This is a genomic window from Xanthomonas sp. NCPPB 4037, from assembly GCF_041475695.2.
Lineage (GTDB): Bacteria > Pseudomonadota > Gammaproteobacteria > Xanthomonadales > Xanthomonadaceae > Xanthomonas > Xanthomonas campestris.
In genome coordinates this window covers 2571707-2586324 of sequence record NZ_CM191261.1, presented here as the reverse complement: position 1 = coordinate 2586324, position 14618 = coordinate 2571707, and the positions used below count along the sequence as shown (strand labels likewise).

Sequence of the window (14618 nt, the reverse complement as noted above, 5' to 3'; positions counted from 1 at the left end):
CCCTGGATTTTGCGAATGATTCTGGAGTTTTGATGACCACCACCCCCTTCCCGCTAGAACCCACCGCCGTCGAAGCGCAAGCCACCATCGCCGAGGAGTTTTCCTTCTTCGGCGACTGGTCCGAGCGCTACCAGTACCTGATCGACCTGGGCCGCAAGCTGCCCACTTTCCCGGAACAGTGGAAGAGCGAAGAACACCGCCTGCACGGCTGCCAGTCGATGGTGTGGATCGTGCCGGAGGGCAATGCCGAGCGCCTGGACTTCCACGCGGTCAGCGATTCGGCGATCGTCTCTGGCCTGATCTACCTGGCGCTGCGCGTGTACTCGGGCCGTAGCGCGCAGGAGATCCTGGCGACCGAGCCGGACTACATCGCCGGGATCGGCCTGGCCAAGCACCTCTCACCGACCCGCAGCAATGGCGTGGCCGCGATGCTGGCCTTCATCCGCGACACCGCCCGCGCGCAGCAGTGAGCACGCCCACGCCGTCACCGGCAGCCTCGCTGCGCACGCTGCTGACCTACCCCGGCTTCGGGTTGATCCTGCTGTACCGCGTCAGCGCGATGCTGTCCTACCAGATCGTTGCGGTGACGGTGGGCTGGCACATCTACGAGATCACCCGCAGTCCGCTGTCGCTGGGATTGATCGGGCTGGCGGAAATCCTGCCGTTCTTCTGCATCGCGCCGTTCGCCGGGTATCTGGTCGACCATCTGCCGCGGCGCCGGCTCGGCATGACGGCCGCGCTGGGCCTGGTGGCCACCGCCCTGATCCTGACGGCCATCACGCATGGCTGGTTGCCCGTCAACGGCGTGTGGCCGATCTATGCGGCCATCGCGCTGACCGGCGCCGCGCGCTCGTTCCTGTCGCCGGTATACAACGCCTTGTTCGCACGCGCCCTGCCGCGCGAGGCCTTCGCGCGTGGCGCCAGCATCGGCAGCGTGACCTTCCAGGCCGGCATGGTGATCGGCCCGGCGCTGGGCGGCGTGCTGGTCGCCTGGGGTGGCAAGGGCCTGGCCTATGGCGTAGCGGCAAGCGTGGCGCTGGTGGCCATCCTGGCGCTGTTCCTGCTGCGCGTGACCGAGCCGGTCAACGCAGGCCCGCGTGCGCCGATCTTCCGCAGCATTGCCGAAGGCGCGCAGTTCGTGCTGTCCAACCAGATCATGCTCGGCGCGATGGCGCTGGACATGTTCTCGGTGCTGCTCGGCGGTGCGGTGTCGATGCTGCCGGCCTTCATCCACGACATCCTGCACTACGGGCCGGAAGGGCTAGGCATCCTGCGCGGCGCACCTGCGCTGGGCTCGATCCTGGTCGGCGTGTGGTTGGCGCGGCACCCGCTGCAGCGCAACGCCGGGCGCATCCTGCTGCTGTCGGTGGCTGGGTTCGGGCTGTGCACGATCGCCTTCGGCCTGTCGCGCCACTTCTGGTTATCGGCGGCGATCCTGCTGGCCTACGGCATGTGCGACGGCGTGTCGGTGGTGGTGCGGCAAACCATCCTGCAGCTCGCCACGCCGGACGCGATGCGCGGCCGGGTGTCCTCGATCAACGGCATCTTTATCGGCTCGTCCAACGAGCTGGGCGCGTTCTACGACGGGGTGATGGCGCGACTGGTCGGCCTGGTGCCGGCGGTGGTGATCGGTGGCTGCGTGACCCTGGGCGTGGTGGCGACCACTGCGTGGAAGGCGCCGAAATTGCGCAAGCTGGATCTGCGCGATCTGCAGTAGCCGCTACATGTAGCGTGGTCGGGTTTGCGTGCGCCTGCTCGCGAAATTAGGACCGCACTTACGGTCGTGCGAACAGCCGCTACTAGCAACGCTTAGCGCCGCTGGCGCCGCATGGAGAGCCAGCAAGACAGCAGCGTAGCGCAACTACCGCGGCCGCTTCTTGGCGATCCGTAGATTGGCCAACGTCTCGATCAACGCATGCCACACGTAGGAGCGCGCTTGCGCACGAGGGCATTCCCGCGGACGCCTCTCGCGCGCAAGCGCGCTCCTACAAAGACGTTGCTGTCGCGCGTGAAGCGATGCACGTGCGACCATTACACAACTACTGGCTGGGTCCTCCAGCAACGCCCGCAAGCCCGCGGCCTCGCCTTCATTGGCCGCCCTAGCGATCAGCGCCTGCACGCCTGATCGGTAGGCCGTCTGCTGCGTCTGTGCGGCCGGCACCGCCAAGTCGGGGATCACGCCACTGCGCTCCAAATTGTCGCGGGTGATCGGGCTCACTAACCGGGCGTAGGGCACCACCGCAACAACCTGGTTGCTGATCTTGAAGCCGCGGCTTGGATGCGCACCGCCAGCGGTGACCTCGCCCACCACCGTGGCGCGCGCCAGCGCCAGCGCCTGCAGCGCATAAGCAACGTCTTCGGCTGCCAAAAAGGTCTGCTGGCTGTTCAGGAGGTACACCGGTTGCTGCCACCAAAAGCCGCGCTGGCAGACCCGGCGTGGTCCAGGCCTGCTAGGTCACCCTGCCCTTGCGGGTCACGATGTCGTGCAAGCGCACGCGCGTGTCAAAACGATAGCTGGCCAGCTACGCCACCATCGCCGGGTCGCCGGGTCGCCGGGTCGCCGCTAGCGTTATCGCGCAGGTCAATGATCAGCGCATCGGTATTAGCGACGAAGTCCATTGCCGAACTCGCGGTTGCGGCGCCAGATACGGGTAGGCGAAGAGGCGGAACTTCTCGTAGCCGATGTTGCCGGGCAGGCGCTGGACCTTGTCGAATGCGAAGTTGCCCTTGACCACCGCCGGTCGCGCAGCCCACGACAAAAGCCCCGCACTAGGCGGGGCTTGGTCGCAACAATAGACAACCGCCCTAACGGGTGATCAGTCGCCCTGCTGCTTCTGCAGGTGTTCCCAACGCTCCTGGGCGTCGATGGTGCGCTCGGCGGTCAGGCGCGCCTCCAGGCGGTCCAGGCCGATCTCTTCGCCGGTGTCTACGCAGTAGCCGTAGTCGCCGTCTTCCAGACGCTTGAGCGTGCTGTCGATCTTGGAGATCAACTTGCGTGCACGGTCGCGCGCGCGCAGCTCGAGCGAGTTCTCGGTTTCGCGGGTGGCACGTTCGGCTTCGTCGCCGATGTCACGCACTTCTTCGCGCAGGTTCTCGATGGTCTGCTTGGACTCTTCCACCATCTCGTTGCGCCAACGCTGCAGGCGCTGACGGAAGTACTCCTGCTGCAGCTTGCTCATGTACTCCTCGTCCGCGGAGGGCTTGTAGCCCTGCGGCAGGATCGGGCGGCCGGTGGTTTCGTCGGTCTTGTAATCGACGACCTTGTACTTGGCCTTCGGGGTCGAGCCCGACGGTTTGGAGGTCACGGCCACGGCCACCTTGCCGACCGGACGGGTCGCGGCGGGCTTGGCGGGGGCTTCGGTTTTGGTTGGCGTTTTTGCTGAGGATTTCGAAACGGGCACGGGATTCTTGGATGACGGGGTCGCAGACTTCGCCGGCTTTGCAGGGACGGCCTTGGGGGCCGGTGCGGGCGCGGGCTTGGCAGCCTTGACCGGGACTGACTTGGCCGGAGCCGGCGTGGTGGCCGGCTTCGGTACGGACTTGGTGGCCACCGGCTTGGTGACCGGCTTGGCGGCAGCCGGAGCTGCCTTGCTCGCCGCCGGCTTGGCAGCACTCTTGGCGACGGGTTTCACGGGCTTGGGCGCTGCGGGTTTCGAGGCCGGCGCCGGCTTGGCAGCGGTCTTGGTCGCAGGTGCCTTCTTGGCAACCGGTTGCTTGGCGGCCGGCTTGGCAGCGGCAGGCGCCGCGGCCTTCTTGGCAACAGGCTTGGCGGACTTCTTGGCGGCCTGGACGGCCTTTTGTGCAGTTTTTTTAGCAGCCACGAAACGCTCTTCCTTGGTTCCCCCGGGGCCCGGGAAAGCGGGCCTTTATAGCCTACCCCACAGACCCCCGGCAACCACGTATTAATCCAAGTGGCATATCATTGGCAAGTGATCGGACGCCTGCTCATCGCGCTGCTGCGCTTCTACAAGCGGTTCATCAGCCCCCTGCTGGGGCCGCGCTGCCGTTTTGCGCCCAGCTGCTCGGAGTATGCGGTGACTGCCATCGCTCGCTTCGGTCCGCTCCGCGGCAGCTGGCTGGCTGCACGCCGCCTGGGCCGCTGCCATCCGTTCCATCCGGGCGGGTTCGACCCCGTCCCTGATGCGCCCGCATCTTCCCCCTCTTCCTGCCGCTGCAAAGGACCCCATCCATGAGCCGAACCGTCATCGTCAACGCCCGCCTGGTCAATGAAGGCAAGGAGTTCGACGCCGATCTCCTGATCGAAGGCGGCCGCATCGCCCGCATCGACAGCCATATCGCACCGGCTGCCGGCGACACCGTGGTGGATGCGGCCGGCCGCTGGCTGCTGCCCGGGATGATCGATGACCAGGTGCACTTCCGCGAGCCGGGCCTGACTCACAAAGGCGACATCGCCACCGAATCCGGCGCCGCGGTGGCCGGTGGCCTGACCAGCTTCATGGACATGCCCAACACCAATCCGCCGACCCTGAACGCCGACGCGCTGCAGGCCAAGTACGATGCGGCCGCCGGGCGCGCCTGGGCCAACTACGGCTTCTATATGGGCGCCAGCAACGACAACCTGGCCCACATCCAGTCGCTGGACCCCAAGACCGCACCCGGCATCAAGGTGTTCATGGGCGCCTCCACTGGCAACATGCTGGTGGACAACCCCGAGACGCTGGATGCGATCTTCCGCGACGCTCCCACACCGATCATCACCCACTGCGAAGACACCCCCACCATCGATGCCACGATGGCCGCCTACAAGGAGAAGTACGGCGAGGCGTTGACTGCCGAGATGCATCCGGACATCCGCTCGCGCGAAGCCTGCCTGAAGTCCTCGCAGCTGGCGGTGTCGCTGGCGCGCAAGCACAACACCCGCCTGCACGTGCTGCACATCTCCACCGCCGATGAATTGATGTTGTTCGAAGCCGGCCCGCTGGTGGATGCCGATGGCAAGGTGCGCAAGCGCATCACCGCCGAGACCTGCATCCATTTCCTGCGCTTTGACCGCAGCGATTACGCGCGCCTGGGCAACCTGATCAAATGCAACCCCGCGATCAAGGATCCCGAGGACCGCCTGGCATTGATCGAGGCCTTGGCCGAAGACGTCATCGACGTGCTCGCCACCGATCATGCCCCGCATACCTGGGACGAAAAGCAGAAGCCGTATGCGCAGGCACCCTCGGGCTTGCCGCTGGTGCAATACGCGCTGGTCGCCGCGCTGGAGCTCGTGCATGAAGGCAAGCTGCCGATCACCCGTATCGTGCAGAAGTTCGCGCATGCGCCGGCGCAGTTGTTCGATGTGGAGCAGCGCGGCTTCCTGCGCGAAGGCTACTTCGCCGACCTGGTGCTGATCGACAACACGCCGTTCACCGTAAAGCGCGAACAGGTGCTGTCCAAGTGCGGCTGGTCGCCGTTCGAAGGCACCACCTTCCGCTCACGCATCGCTGCGACCTGGGTCAACGGCCAGCAGGTATGGGATGGCGAACAGCTGGTGGGCAGTGCCGCCGGCCAGCGCCTGACCTTCGACCGCTGATGCGTGCACTGCTGATGGGCGCGGCGCTTGCGCTGGCGCCGTGCACATTGCTCACGGTGCCGGTGTCTGCGCAGGAGCCCGCCGCTGCAGACGGGCGCGTGGTGTTTCCGGCCAGCGCCTCGCAAGGGGCGATGGTGATCGGCAAGGTGTCGGCGGGCAGCCGGGTCGAGTACGCCGGCCGCGCGCTGCGCGTGAGCGGCTATGGCAGCGTGGTGTTCGGCATCGGCCGTGACGCCACCGGCCCGTTGCAGGTGCAGATCACCCGCGCCGATGGTGGAAAGGAGACCGCAACCATCGCGGTCACTCCGCGCGACTGGCCGGTGGAGCGCGTCAACGGCGTGCCGCCAAAGACCGTCAACCCACCACCAGCGATTGCCGAGCGCATCAAGCGCGAGCAGGCGCAGGTCACTGCCGCACGCGATCGCGACGACCCACGCGCCGATTTTGCGCAGCCCTTCGTGTGGCCGGTGCAGGGCCGCATCAGCGGCCGCTTCGGCAATGCGCGCGTGTACAACGGCCAGCCTGGCGCCGGTCATTCGGGCATGGATATCGCCGTGCCCACCGGCACGCCGGTCAAGGCGCCCGCCGCTGGCGTGGTGACCTTTGCGGCACCGGATCTGTACCTGACCGGCGGCACGTTGCTGCTTGACCACGGCTTCGGCATCAGTTCGAACTTCCTGCACCTGTCGCGGATCGACGTGAAGGTGGGCGATCGCGTGGAACAGGGGCAGGTCATCGCCGCGGTGGGCGCCACCGGGCGCGCGACCGGGCCGCATCTGCATTGGGGGATGAATTGGTTCGACGTGCGGATTGATCCCTTGTTGGTGCTTGAGCGCGGGAAGTAAGTGCCAGTGGGCGGCTTTTCCCTTCTCCCCTCGGGAGAAGGTGGCGCGTAGCGCCGGATGAGGGTGCGGCTGCTACTGGTCAACTGAGTAACCGTACCCTCACCCCAACCCCTCTCCCGGGGAGAGGGGCTTTCACTTGCCGGCAGCGAAGCGTGTCGTCGACGATTGCTTACAATTGTTGATTGATCGAATGCCTGGGCTGTGGGCTGTGGCAATGCCAGTGTCTGCGCATCAAGCGCTCAACCCGTGCACGCTCACAGCCACCCGTGGACACCTCCCTTCTCCCACCGGGAGAAGGTGGCGCGTAGCGCCGGATGAGGCCGCGCCGGCTGCTGGTTAACTAAGCAACCGTACCCTCACCCCAACCCTCTCCCGCAGGGAGAGGGGCTTTCAGCAATTGCGGCCGCACAGCGGCCTGTCGGTGATTCCACCCACTTGTCGATTGATCGAATGGATTTGCTGCGCGTGCGAGGCTATGCGGCACTAAAAGCGTGAGCCAACGACACGCTAGTGCCACTGCGCGAGCACAGGGCAGACATGCTGAACTCGCAGACCAGACCAGACCAGACCAGACCGGGAACCGGGAGCTGGGCCTGTCTCTCCGGAACCGGAGGTCAAGCATCAGGAAAGTTAATAAAGATCGGAACGCCACCACGTTGCACCACACCTACCCGCTGCGCTTGTGTCCGTCGCCGGGCTTTGGGGTATAACCGGGAGAGCGTCGATCATTGCCGGTGACAGCGGCCGATCAGCCAGCGACGGTCAGTCCGTGTCGCGGCCCAGTCCTGGCAACCGACGCGCTTCGTCTCCCCTCCCCCGACCGCAGGAGATGTGCGACATGAGCAACGAGCAACTCAAGCCGACCCTGGGCACCTGGCAACTGTGGGGCATTGCAGTCGGGCTAGTGATTTCAGGCGAATATTTCGGCTGGAGTTATGGGTGGGGCACGGCCGGCACCTTGGGATTTCTGGTCACCACGGTGCTGGTGGCGGTGATGTACACCTGCTTCATTTTCAGTTTCACCGAACTGACCACGGCCATCCCCAATGCGGGCGGCCCGTTCGCCTACAGCCTGCGCGCGTTCGGCACCTATGGCGGCATGCTCGCCGGGCTGGCGACCTTGATCGAATTCGTGTTCGCGCCACCGGCCATTGCCATGGCCATTGGCGCGTATCTCAATGTGCAGTTCCCCACGCTGGACCCACGCGTCGCCGCGATCGGGGCGTACGTGATCTTCATGAGCTTGAACATCGTGGGTGTGGCGATCGCGGCCACCTTCGAGTTGATCGTGACCTTGCTGGCGGTGATCGAGCTGCTGGTGTTCATGGGCGTGGTTGCGCCGGGTTTCAGCGTGGCGCGCTTTGCCGCCAATGGCTGGGCCGGGAGCAATCAGTTCGGGCCGGCGGCGATCTCCGGCATCTTCGCCGCGATCCCGTTTGCGATCTGGTTCTTCCTGGCGATCGAGGGCGCGGCGATGGCCGCCGAAGAAGCCAAGGACCCCAAGCGGACCATTCCACGCGCCTACATCGCCGGCATTCTTACCCTGGTGGTGTTGGCGCTGGGTGTGATGGTGTTTGCCGGCGGCGTCGGTGACTGGCGCCAACTGTCCAACATCAACGACCCGTTGCCGCAGGCAATGAAGGCGGTGGTGGGCAACAGCTCGACGTGGTTGCACATGCTGGTGTGGATTGGCCTGTTCGGCCTGGTGGCCAGTTTCCACGGCATCATCCTGGGCTATTCGCGGCAGTTCTTCGCGTTGGCACGCGCCGGCTTCCTGCCGCACGGGCTGGCGAAATTGTCGCGTTTCCGCACGCCGCACCGGGCCATCCTGGCCGGTGGCGTGATCGGCATTGCGGCCATCTGCAGCGACAGCGTGGTGAAGATTCAGGGCATGTCGCTGACCGCGGCCATGATCACCATGTCCGTGTTCGGCGCCATCGTGATGTATGTGATGAGCATGCTCAGCCTGTTCAAATTACGCCGCACCGAACCCACGCTGGAGCGCAGCTTCCGTGCGCCCGGCTACCCGGTGGTGCCGGCGATCGCCTTGCTGCTGGCGCTGGTGTGCCTGGTGGCGATGGTCTGGTTCAACCCGCTGGTGGCGTTGGTCTTCGTCGGCCTGCTGCTGTTCGGTGCGGTGTGTTGCCTGCTGAGCTTGCGTGGCGGCGCCAACGCCGGGGGTATCGCAGGATGAGTGGATTTGCCTTCAGTGCCGGCGGCGAGCGCTTCCGCTTCGCCGATCTGAAGGACTTGCTGGCCAAGGCCACGCCCGCGCGCTCGGGCGATCAGCTGGCCAGGCTGGCGGCCCACTCCGAGCTGCAGCGTGTCGCCGCACAGATGGCGCTGGCGGAGCTGCCGCTGCGGCATTTCCTCGATGAGGCGGTGGTGCCGTATGAAAGTGATGAGGTCACGCGCCTGATCGTTGATCAGCACGATGCTGCCGCGTTCGCGCCGGTGGCGCACCTCACCGTTGGCGGGTTTCGTGATTGGCTGCTGGGCGCGCAAGCCGACGACGACGCGCTGGCGGCATTGGCACCGGGGCTGATGCCGGAAATGGTGGCGGCCGTCTCCAAGCTGATGCGGGTGCAGGACCTGATCCTGGTCGCGCAGAAAACCCGCGTGGTCACCCGCTTCCGCAACACGCTAGGGTTGCGTGGCCGCCTGTCCACGCGCCTGCAGCCCAACCATCCCACCGACGATGCCACTGGCATTGCCGCCAGCGTGCTGGATGGCCTGCTGTACGGCAACGGCGATGCGGTGATCGGCATCAACCCGGCCAGCGACAGCCTGGCCGCGACCACCGCGCTGCTGCGCATGCTCGATGCGGTGATCACTGGCTACGGCATCCCCACCCAGGCGTGCGTGCTCGCGCACATCACCACCACCATCGATGCGATCAACCGCGGCGTGCCGGTGGATCTAGTGTTCCAGTCCATTGCCGGCACCGAAGCGGCCAACACCAGCTTCGGCATCAACCTGGCGTTGCTGCAGGAAGGGCTGGACGCGGGCCTGTCGCAGCAGCGCGGCAGCGTGGGCAACAACGTGATGTATTTCGAAACCGGCCAGGGCAGCGCGCTGTCGGCCAATGCGCATCATGGCGTGGACCAACAGACCTGCGAGGTGCGTGCCTACGCGGTGGCGCGCCAGTTCAACCCGCTGCTGGTCAATACCGTGGTGGGCTTCATCGGCCCGGAATATCTCTACGACGGCAAACAGATCATCCGTGCGGGGCTGGAGGACCATTTCTGCGGCAAGCTGCTCGGCGTGCCCATGGGCTGCGACATCTGCTACACCAACCATGCCGAAGCCGATCAGGACGACATGGACATGCTGTTGACCCTGCTCGGCACCGCCGGCATCAACTTCATCATGGGCATTCCGGGCTCGGACGATGTGATGCTCAACTACCAGACCACCTCCTTCCACGACGCACTGTACGCACGGCAGGCGTTGGGCCTGCGCCCCGCGCCGGAGTTCGAACACTGGCTGGACACGCAAGGCATCCTGCGCCTGCGCGATGGCCGGTTCGAGTTGGGCAGTGAAATGCCGGCACCGTTTCGCAAGGCGCTGTCACAGCTGGATGCGGAGCCACGCGGATGAGCACGCCAACCACACCGCCCCGCGATGCGTGGGCACGCTTGCGCGCGCTCACACCGGCCCGCATCGCGTTGGGGCGAGCCGGCACCAGCCTGCCGACCGCTTCGCATCTGGACTTCCAGCTTGCGCATGCGCAGGCGCGCGATGCCGTGCACCTGGCGTTCGATCCTGCGCCGTTGCAGGCGGTGCTGCAGCAGCGCGGCCGCCGCAGCGTGTTGCTGCATAGCGCGGCATCCGACCGTCATCTGTATCTGCAACGGCCCGACCTGGGCCGCCGCCTGAGCGATGAGGCGGCCGAACAGCTGCGTGGCACGACCGCCGTGCATGGCGGTGGCGCGGATCTGGCGGTGGTGGTGGCAGATGGTCTGTCTGCACTGGCGGTGCATCGGCATGCAGGCGCGATGCTGGAGCAGATCGATGCGCTGGCCGCGCACGAAGGATGGTCGTTGGCGCCGGTGACCCTGATTGCGCAAGGCCGCGTGGCGATTGGCGATGAGGTGGGCGAACTGCTGCAGGCGCAGGCGGTGATCGTGCTGGTTGGCGAGCGCCCGGGGCTCAGCTCGCCGGACAGCCTGGGGCTGTATCTCACCTATGCGCCACGTGTTGGCCATACCGATGCGGCACGCAACTGCATTTCCAATATCCGTGGCGAAGGCCTGAGCTATGCCGAGGCGAGCCACAAACTCGGCTACCTGCTGCGCGAGGCGTTCAGACGCAAACTCTCCGGCGTGCAGCTCAAGGACGAGGCGGATCGCCCACTGCTGGGCACCGATACCGCATCGCAAGCGGCGCCGCGCAACTTCCTGCTGCCCGAATAAGCGAAGAGCGCATGGCGCTGCCTGAATCGGCGGCGCCACGCGCTCGTTTCCAAATCACCAAGCTGATACGCGCGCTTACTTGAGCGCGCCATCCTGCGGATCGCTGGCCGCATAGGTGCTGGTGGGCAATTCGTTCTCGTGCGGTTTGCGCAAGGCGGCGCGCACTGATTCGGGGAGCTGTTCCACGTCCAGCATCACCTTGCCAGAATGCACATCGCGCACCACCGAGGTGGCCACGATGAAGTCGCCACCGTTTTCGATATTGATCACCAACTCGGCCCCGTTGCTGCGCACTTCGCGCACCGCGCCAACGCCCACTTCGCCATCGCGCAAGAACACCATCTGGCCTACTTCAATCTGCTGCATCGTGCTTCTCCTGTAGCGCACCGCGTGGCTGCTGCGGCGCTGGTGGCGCATGATCGCGCTGCGGCACGTTCTGGCGAAGTGAAGCGCACGTGCTCATGCCGTGGGCGCATGTTGCAACGCGCCCGCAGGCAAGCGTGCGGGCAGCCCGGCAATGCGCTCGAATTCCACGACATCGTGCGAACAGAACACCTCCACCTCCGCACCATGCTGCTGCCGCAGTGCGCGCAACCGTTGCTGGTTATGCAGCCTTGCAGCGCGGTCCTTTTCCAGCATCCATTGATAGAAACGCAGCCCAGGCGTGCAATAAGGCTGCGGGTCCATTCGCGGTGATAGAAATACGCATCGCCGGCGAGCAGCAGCCAACGCTCAGGGGTGCGCACCGCAACGGCGGCATGCCCGAACGTGTGGCCGGGCAGCGGCACCAGCAGGATCTCTGGCGGTAGCCCGTGCAAATCATGCACGCACTCCAGGCCCATCCAGGCCGCGCCGGAGGTACTGTCGTAGGTGCGCCATTGCCCACGCGTGGACCATTGCTGCGGGCGAAAGCGTTGCCGGTCCATCCAGGTGTGTTGCGCCAGCGCGGCATCACGCTCACGCGTCATCAGATGCACGCGCGCATGCGGAAAATCATGCAGCCCGCCGGCATGGTCGAAATCCAGATGGGTCAGCACGATATGCCGCACATCGCGCGGATCGAAGCCCAACCGCTGGATCTGCCGGATCGCCGTCATGTCTTCGCGCAGATCCGGTTTCACCAGCGCCAGAAAGAACGCACTAAGCCGCGCGCGTGGCTCGGCGATATCGCGCAGCCCAAAGCCGGTGTCGATCAAGACCAGACCGGCATTGGTTTCCACCAACAGGCAGTGGCAGCTCAGGTGGCCACGCTCGAGCACGCCGTGCGTGCGTCCATCCATCAGGTGGCCGCCCAGCGGGCAGGTGGAGATGCAGTTGAGGTGGTGCACGCGCACCGGCACGCTCCGCGCTTGGCGTGCCAGCATTGCAAGGACGTCGTCGCTCATCGGTGAGCGATGCAGCGACGACGGCCGCCACGCACACACTGCTTTGACGGCTGTGTGTGCGTGCCAGAGCAGCGATCAAAACGACTGCGCAGTTGCCAGGCGGGCGCGGCCGGTGCTCGGAATCGGTATATACCCACGTACACTCCGATTCCTCCACGCGACCGCACCCACCTGACGACTGCTCGCTACATTCCGTTAGGCGCTCTAGAGCGTGTTATGAACTTTGCCCTTGTCACGATAACGTATACGGATGAAGCCTCGTAAGCCATATCCAACCGATATCTCCGACGAAGAATGGGCCTTCGCTGCGCCATATCTCACACTGATGGATGCGCAAGCACCGCAGCGCAAATACGCGCTACGCGCGATGTTTAACGCACTGCGCTGGATCGCACGCGCCGGCGCACCGTGGCGATTGCTTCCCAACGATTTCCCGCCTTGGGAAGCGGTGTATCAGCAAACGCAGCGCTGGCTGCAGGCTGGCTGCTTTGAGGCCATGGTCAGCGATCTGCGCTCACTCTTGCGTGTGGCACAGGGGAAGAAAGGCCAGCCGAGCGCGGTGATTTTTGATGGCCGGACGCTGCAGTCCACCTGTGAAAGCGGGCCGCGTGCTGGATACGATGGCTATAAGCGCAAGAAAGGCAGCAAGGTGCATATGGCCGTCGATACGCTGGGACATCTGCTTGCCGTCCAGGTCACGCCGGCCAACGAGCAGGAACGCGCACAGGTCCGTTCGTTGGCCCAGGAGGTACAACACGTGACCGGTGAAACGGTCAAGATCGCTTTTGTGGATCAGGGCTATACCGGCCAAGAACCGGCGCAAGCGGCTAAGGAAGAGGGCATTGAGTTGCACGTCATCAAGCTGCAAGAAGCGAAGAAAGGTTTGTCTTGCTGCCGCGCCGCTGGGTTGTCGAGCGCAGCTTCGGCTGGGTCAATCGCTTCAGACGACTGGCGCGCGACTATGAGCGATTGCCGGAAACGTTGGCCGGTTTGCACTTTGTCGTCTTCACGATCCTGATGCTTGGAAATGCAGCCGCTCTATTTCAAAGTTCATAACACGCTCTAGATGCTTGCCAACGCTCAAAGCTTGTGGGCAATTTACTTGCTAACCAGCCTGACAGTTCATCCGGATCACTTCTCAGGAAGGTCGAAATGGAACTCATCAGACATGCCTTCTCAAGAACGTAAGAACCAAATGATCGCTCGGCCGTGCTCTTAAGCCCCCACGCGTCCCAGAGTTCATAGGGAAGCCTCTCATGTACACGGTCAAGGTGGCACATCTCCCACGCCACAAACCCGTTTCCTATGCAACAAAGCTTATGTGCGGTCCGAGCAGGAAACTGCCCAAACGTTTTGCGCTTGATCACCTCTCGCGAGGTTGCGATACAGGTAAGGTGATCGGAATACCGCTGAAGCAGCCAGGCACCCGCTCGTAATTGGGCAGTTCGATGGATGACGGTACGACTCTCCTTTTCGATCGAGCAAGGTTCTTCGGCACGGTGGCTTTTTAAGATACGCTGGATAGATGGCTGCCCCCGATGGTTGGGAACGACTTTGATAGCGGCGAATCTCGGTACAAAAGAAAGCTCCTCGGAACGTTGTCTATTGGACTCCAACATCGCTGTTGTAGCTTCCTTGACGCCCGACAACGTGCCTCGCCTGCCAAACCGCCTTGTCACCATGGAATAAATCGGTGCGCAAGCATTCATCGCCCCAACCAGCTCCTGATAGGCGTGTGAAATCCGCCATCGGACGCGCTGATTCGCACACACATTGGTCATATCGGCATCCAACAGAGAACCACCGCAGCTGTCACAGCTAAATGCTGGGCGGGGTACGGCGGCGGCGTATTTCATTTGCCGCCCGCAGACCGGGCAGTGCGAGATCAGTCGTCGTTGGTGATAAGGACAGAACTCAATAAACTGCAGTTGGCAGACCGTAAAGTGCATTCCAAGCGCGACGCATTCTGTGCAGAAGCGGAGACACTCTTCTTCCCATGCCCCGTCAGAGTAGTCCTTCAGCATCAAGAAATCCGACTCGTTGAAGTACTCCCCTAGCCTCCCTTGCTGGATTGGCCACAGATACCTATGCGCCTTACTGCTCCATTCATTCACTACCTCCGCGTAGTCGATCCGGCCTGGCTTGTGGGGATACTGATTTTGCTCGTTGATGCGAAGATCACGCATCAGCTGAAGTGGGCCCGTTACCGCGAACCAACCCAATTTGTTCAGAAATGCATAGGTTGATTCTCCTGGGAGCAAAGCGTCGCGCACCCAAGGTATGTACGGCTCGAACTTCTCATCGCTCAAGGCCCTTCTCCAAGCATGACTTGGGGGAGATTGTTGATCGCTTTTCCTAAGAATTCAGGGGATCGGGAAAGTCACAGCTTTGGTGTTCACCCCAAAATAGTCACAGCTTTACTGGTCATGTTGTT

13 protein-coding genes, 1 other RNA gene and 2 pseudogenes are annotated in these 14618 nt (G+C 64.0%); 11 read left to right on the top strand and 5 right to left on the bottom strand.

Annotation, left to right across the window (positions count from 1 at the left end):
* Positions 1-32 precede the first annotated feature (32 nt).
* On the top strand, positions 33-470 hold the full coding sequence (locus ACCQ01_RS11565; RefSeq protein ID WP_016944485.1) for a SufE family protein: 438 nt from the start codon (positions 33-35) through the stop codon (positions 468-470).
* On the top strand, positions 467-1717 hold the full coding sequence (locus tag ACCQ01_RS11560; protein ID WP_114998854.1) for an MFS transporter: 1251 nt from the start codon (positions 467-469) through the stop codon (positions 1715-1717). The genes ACCQ01_RS11565 and ACCQ01_RS11560 overlap by 4 nt, the downstream gene beginning before the upstream one ends.
* 144 nt (positions 1718-1861) lie before the next feature.
* Here the strand turns inward: ACCQ01_RS11560 and ACCQ01_RS11555 are convergent, their stop codons facing one another.
* Complete coding sequence (locus ACCQ01_RS11555; RefSeq protein WP_228432676.1) at positions 1862-2398, bottom strand: S41 family peptidase; 537 nt, start codon at positions 2396-2398, stop codon at positions 1862-1864.
* Between the two features lie 418 nt (positions 2399-2816).
* On the bottom strand, positions 2817-3122 hold the full coding sequence (gene dksA, locus ACCQ01_RS11550; RefSeq protein WP_228909003.1) for an RNA polymerase-binding protein DksA: 306 nt from the start codon (positions 3120-3122) through the stop codon (positions 2817-2819).
* Positions 3123-3294: 172 nt separating this feature from the next.
* On the opposite strand from dksA, the gene ACCQ01_RS11545 reads away from it, so the two are divergent.
* From ACCQ01_RS11545 to eutC, 7 genes are all read left to right on the top strand, one after another.
* The gene (locus ACCQ01_RS11545; RefSeq protein WP_267132068.1) at positions 3295-3906 is read left to right on the top strand and encodes a hypothetical protein; all 612 of its coding nucleotides are present in this window, start codon (positions 3295-3297) and stop codon (positions 3904-3906) included.
* Positions 3907-3911: 5 nt separating this feature from the next.
* The gene (gene yidD / locus ACCQ01_RS11540; RefSeq protein WP_228432674.1) at positions 3912-4193 is read left to right on the top strand and encodes a membrane protein insertion efficiency factor YidD; all 282 of its coding nucleotides are present in this window, start codon (positions 3912-3914) and stop codon (positions 4191-4193) included.
* Positions 4190-5539 (top strand): dihydroorotase, encoded by a 1350-nt coding sequence (locus ACCQ01_RS11535; protein WP_070691248.1) that lies wholly within the window; start codon positions 4190-4192, stop codon positions 5537-5539. The genes yidD and ACCQ01_RS11535 overlap by 4 nt, the downstream gene beginning before the upstream one ends.
* Entirely contained in the window at positions 5539-6384 is an 846-nt protein-coding gene (locus tag ACCQ01_RS11530) for a M23 family metallopeptidase (protein ID WP_228432673.1), read from the top strand. The genes ACCQ01_RS11535 and ACCQ01_RS11530 overlap by 1 nt, the downstream gene beginning before the upstream one ends.
* An 829-nt stretch (positions 6385-7213) precedes the next feature.
* Positions 7214-8578, top strand: a complete 1365-nt coding sequence (gene eat / locus ACCQ01_RS11525; protein WP_228432672.1) for an ethanolamine permease — start codon at positions 7214-7216, stop codon at positions 8576-8578.
* Positions 8575-9984 carry an ethanolamine ammonia-lyase subunit EutB gene (locus ACCQ01_RS11520; RefSeq protein ID WP_228432671.1) on the top strand — a complete coding sequence of 470 codons (1410 nt, stop codon included), beginning with the start codon at positions 8575-8577 and terminating at the stop codon, positions 9982-9984. Before eat ends, ACCQ01_RS11520 begins: the two co-directional genes overlap by 4 nt.
* On the top strand, positions 9981-10799 hold the full coding sequence (gene eutC / locus ACCQ01_RS11515) for an ethanolamine ammonia-lyase subunit EutC (RefSeq protein WP_228432670.1): 819 nt from the start codon (positions 9981-9983) through the stop codon (positions 10797-10799). Before ACCQ01_RS11520 ends, eutC begins: the two co-directional genes overlap by 4 nt.
* Before the next feature lie 75 nt (positions 10800-10874).
* On the opposite strand, the gene ACCQ01_RS11510 is transcribed toward eutC, so the two are convergent.
* Positions 10875-11165: a hypothetical protein gene (locus ACCQ01_RS11510; RefSeq protein ID WP_014507946.1), complete on the bottom strand. Its 291-nt coding sequence runs from the start codon at positions 11163-11165 to the stop codon at positions 10875-10877.
* A 93-nt stretch (positions 11166-11258) separates the two neighbouring features.
* Positions 11259-12133 (bottom strand): annotated as a pseudogene (locus ACCQ01_RS11505) (MBL fold metallo-hydrolase).
* A gap of 178 nt (positions 12134-12311) precedes the next feature.
* Here ACCQ01_RS11505 and ACCQ01_RS11500 point away from each other — a divergent pair.
* Together ACCQ01_RS11500 and ACCQ01_RS11495 are read left to right on the top strand one after the other, a co-directional pair.
* A non-coding RNA gene (locus ACCQ01_RS11500) (sX9 sRNA) lies at positions 12312-12385 on the top strand.
* A gap of 49 nt (positions 12386-12434) precedes the next feature.
* Positions 12435-13240 (top strand): annotated as a pseudogene (locus ACCQ01_RS11495) (IS5 family transposase).
* Here the strand turns inward: ACCQ01_RS11495 and ACCQ01_RS11490 are convergent.
* Positions 13228-14493 carry a hypothetical protein gene (locus ACCQ01_RS11490; RefSeq protein WP_228434287.1) on the bottom strand — a complete coding sequence of 422 codons (1266 nt, stop codon included), beginning with the start codon at positions 14491-14493 and terminating at the stop codon, positions 13228-13230. The pseudogene ACCQ01_RS11495 and the gene ACCQ01_RS11490 overlap by 13 nt on opposite strands.
* Between the last annotated feature and the right edge of the window lie 125 nt (positions 14494-14618).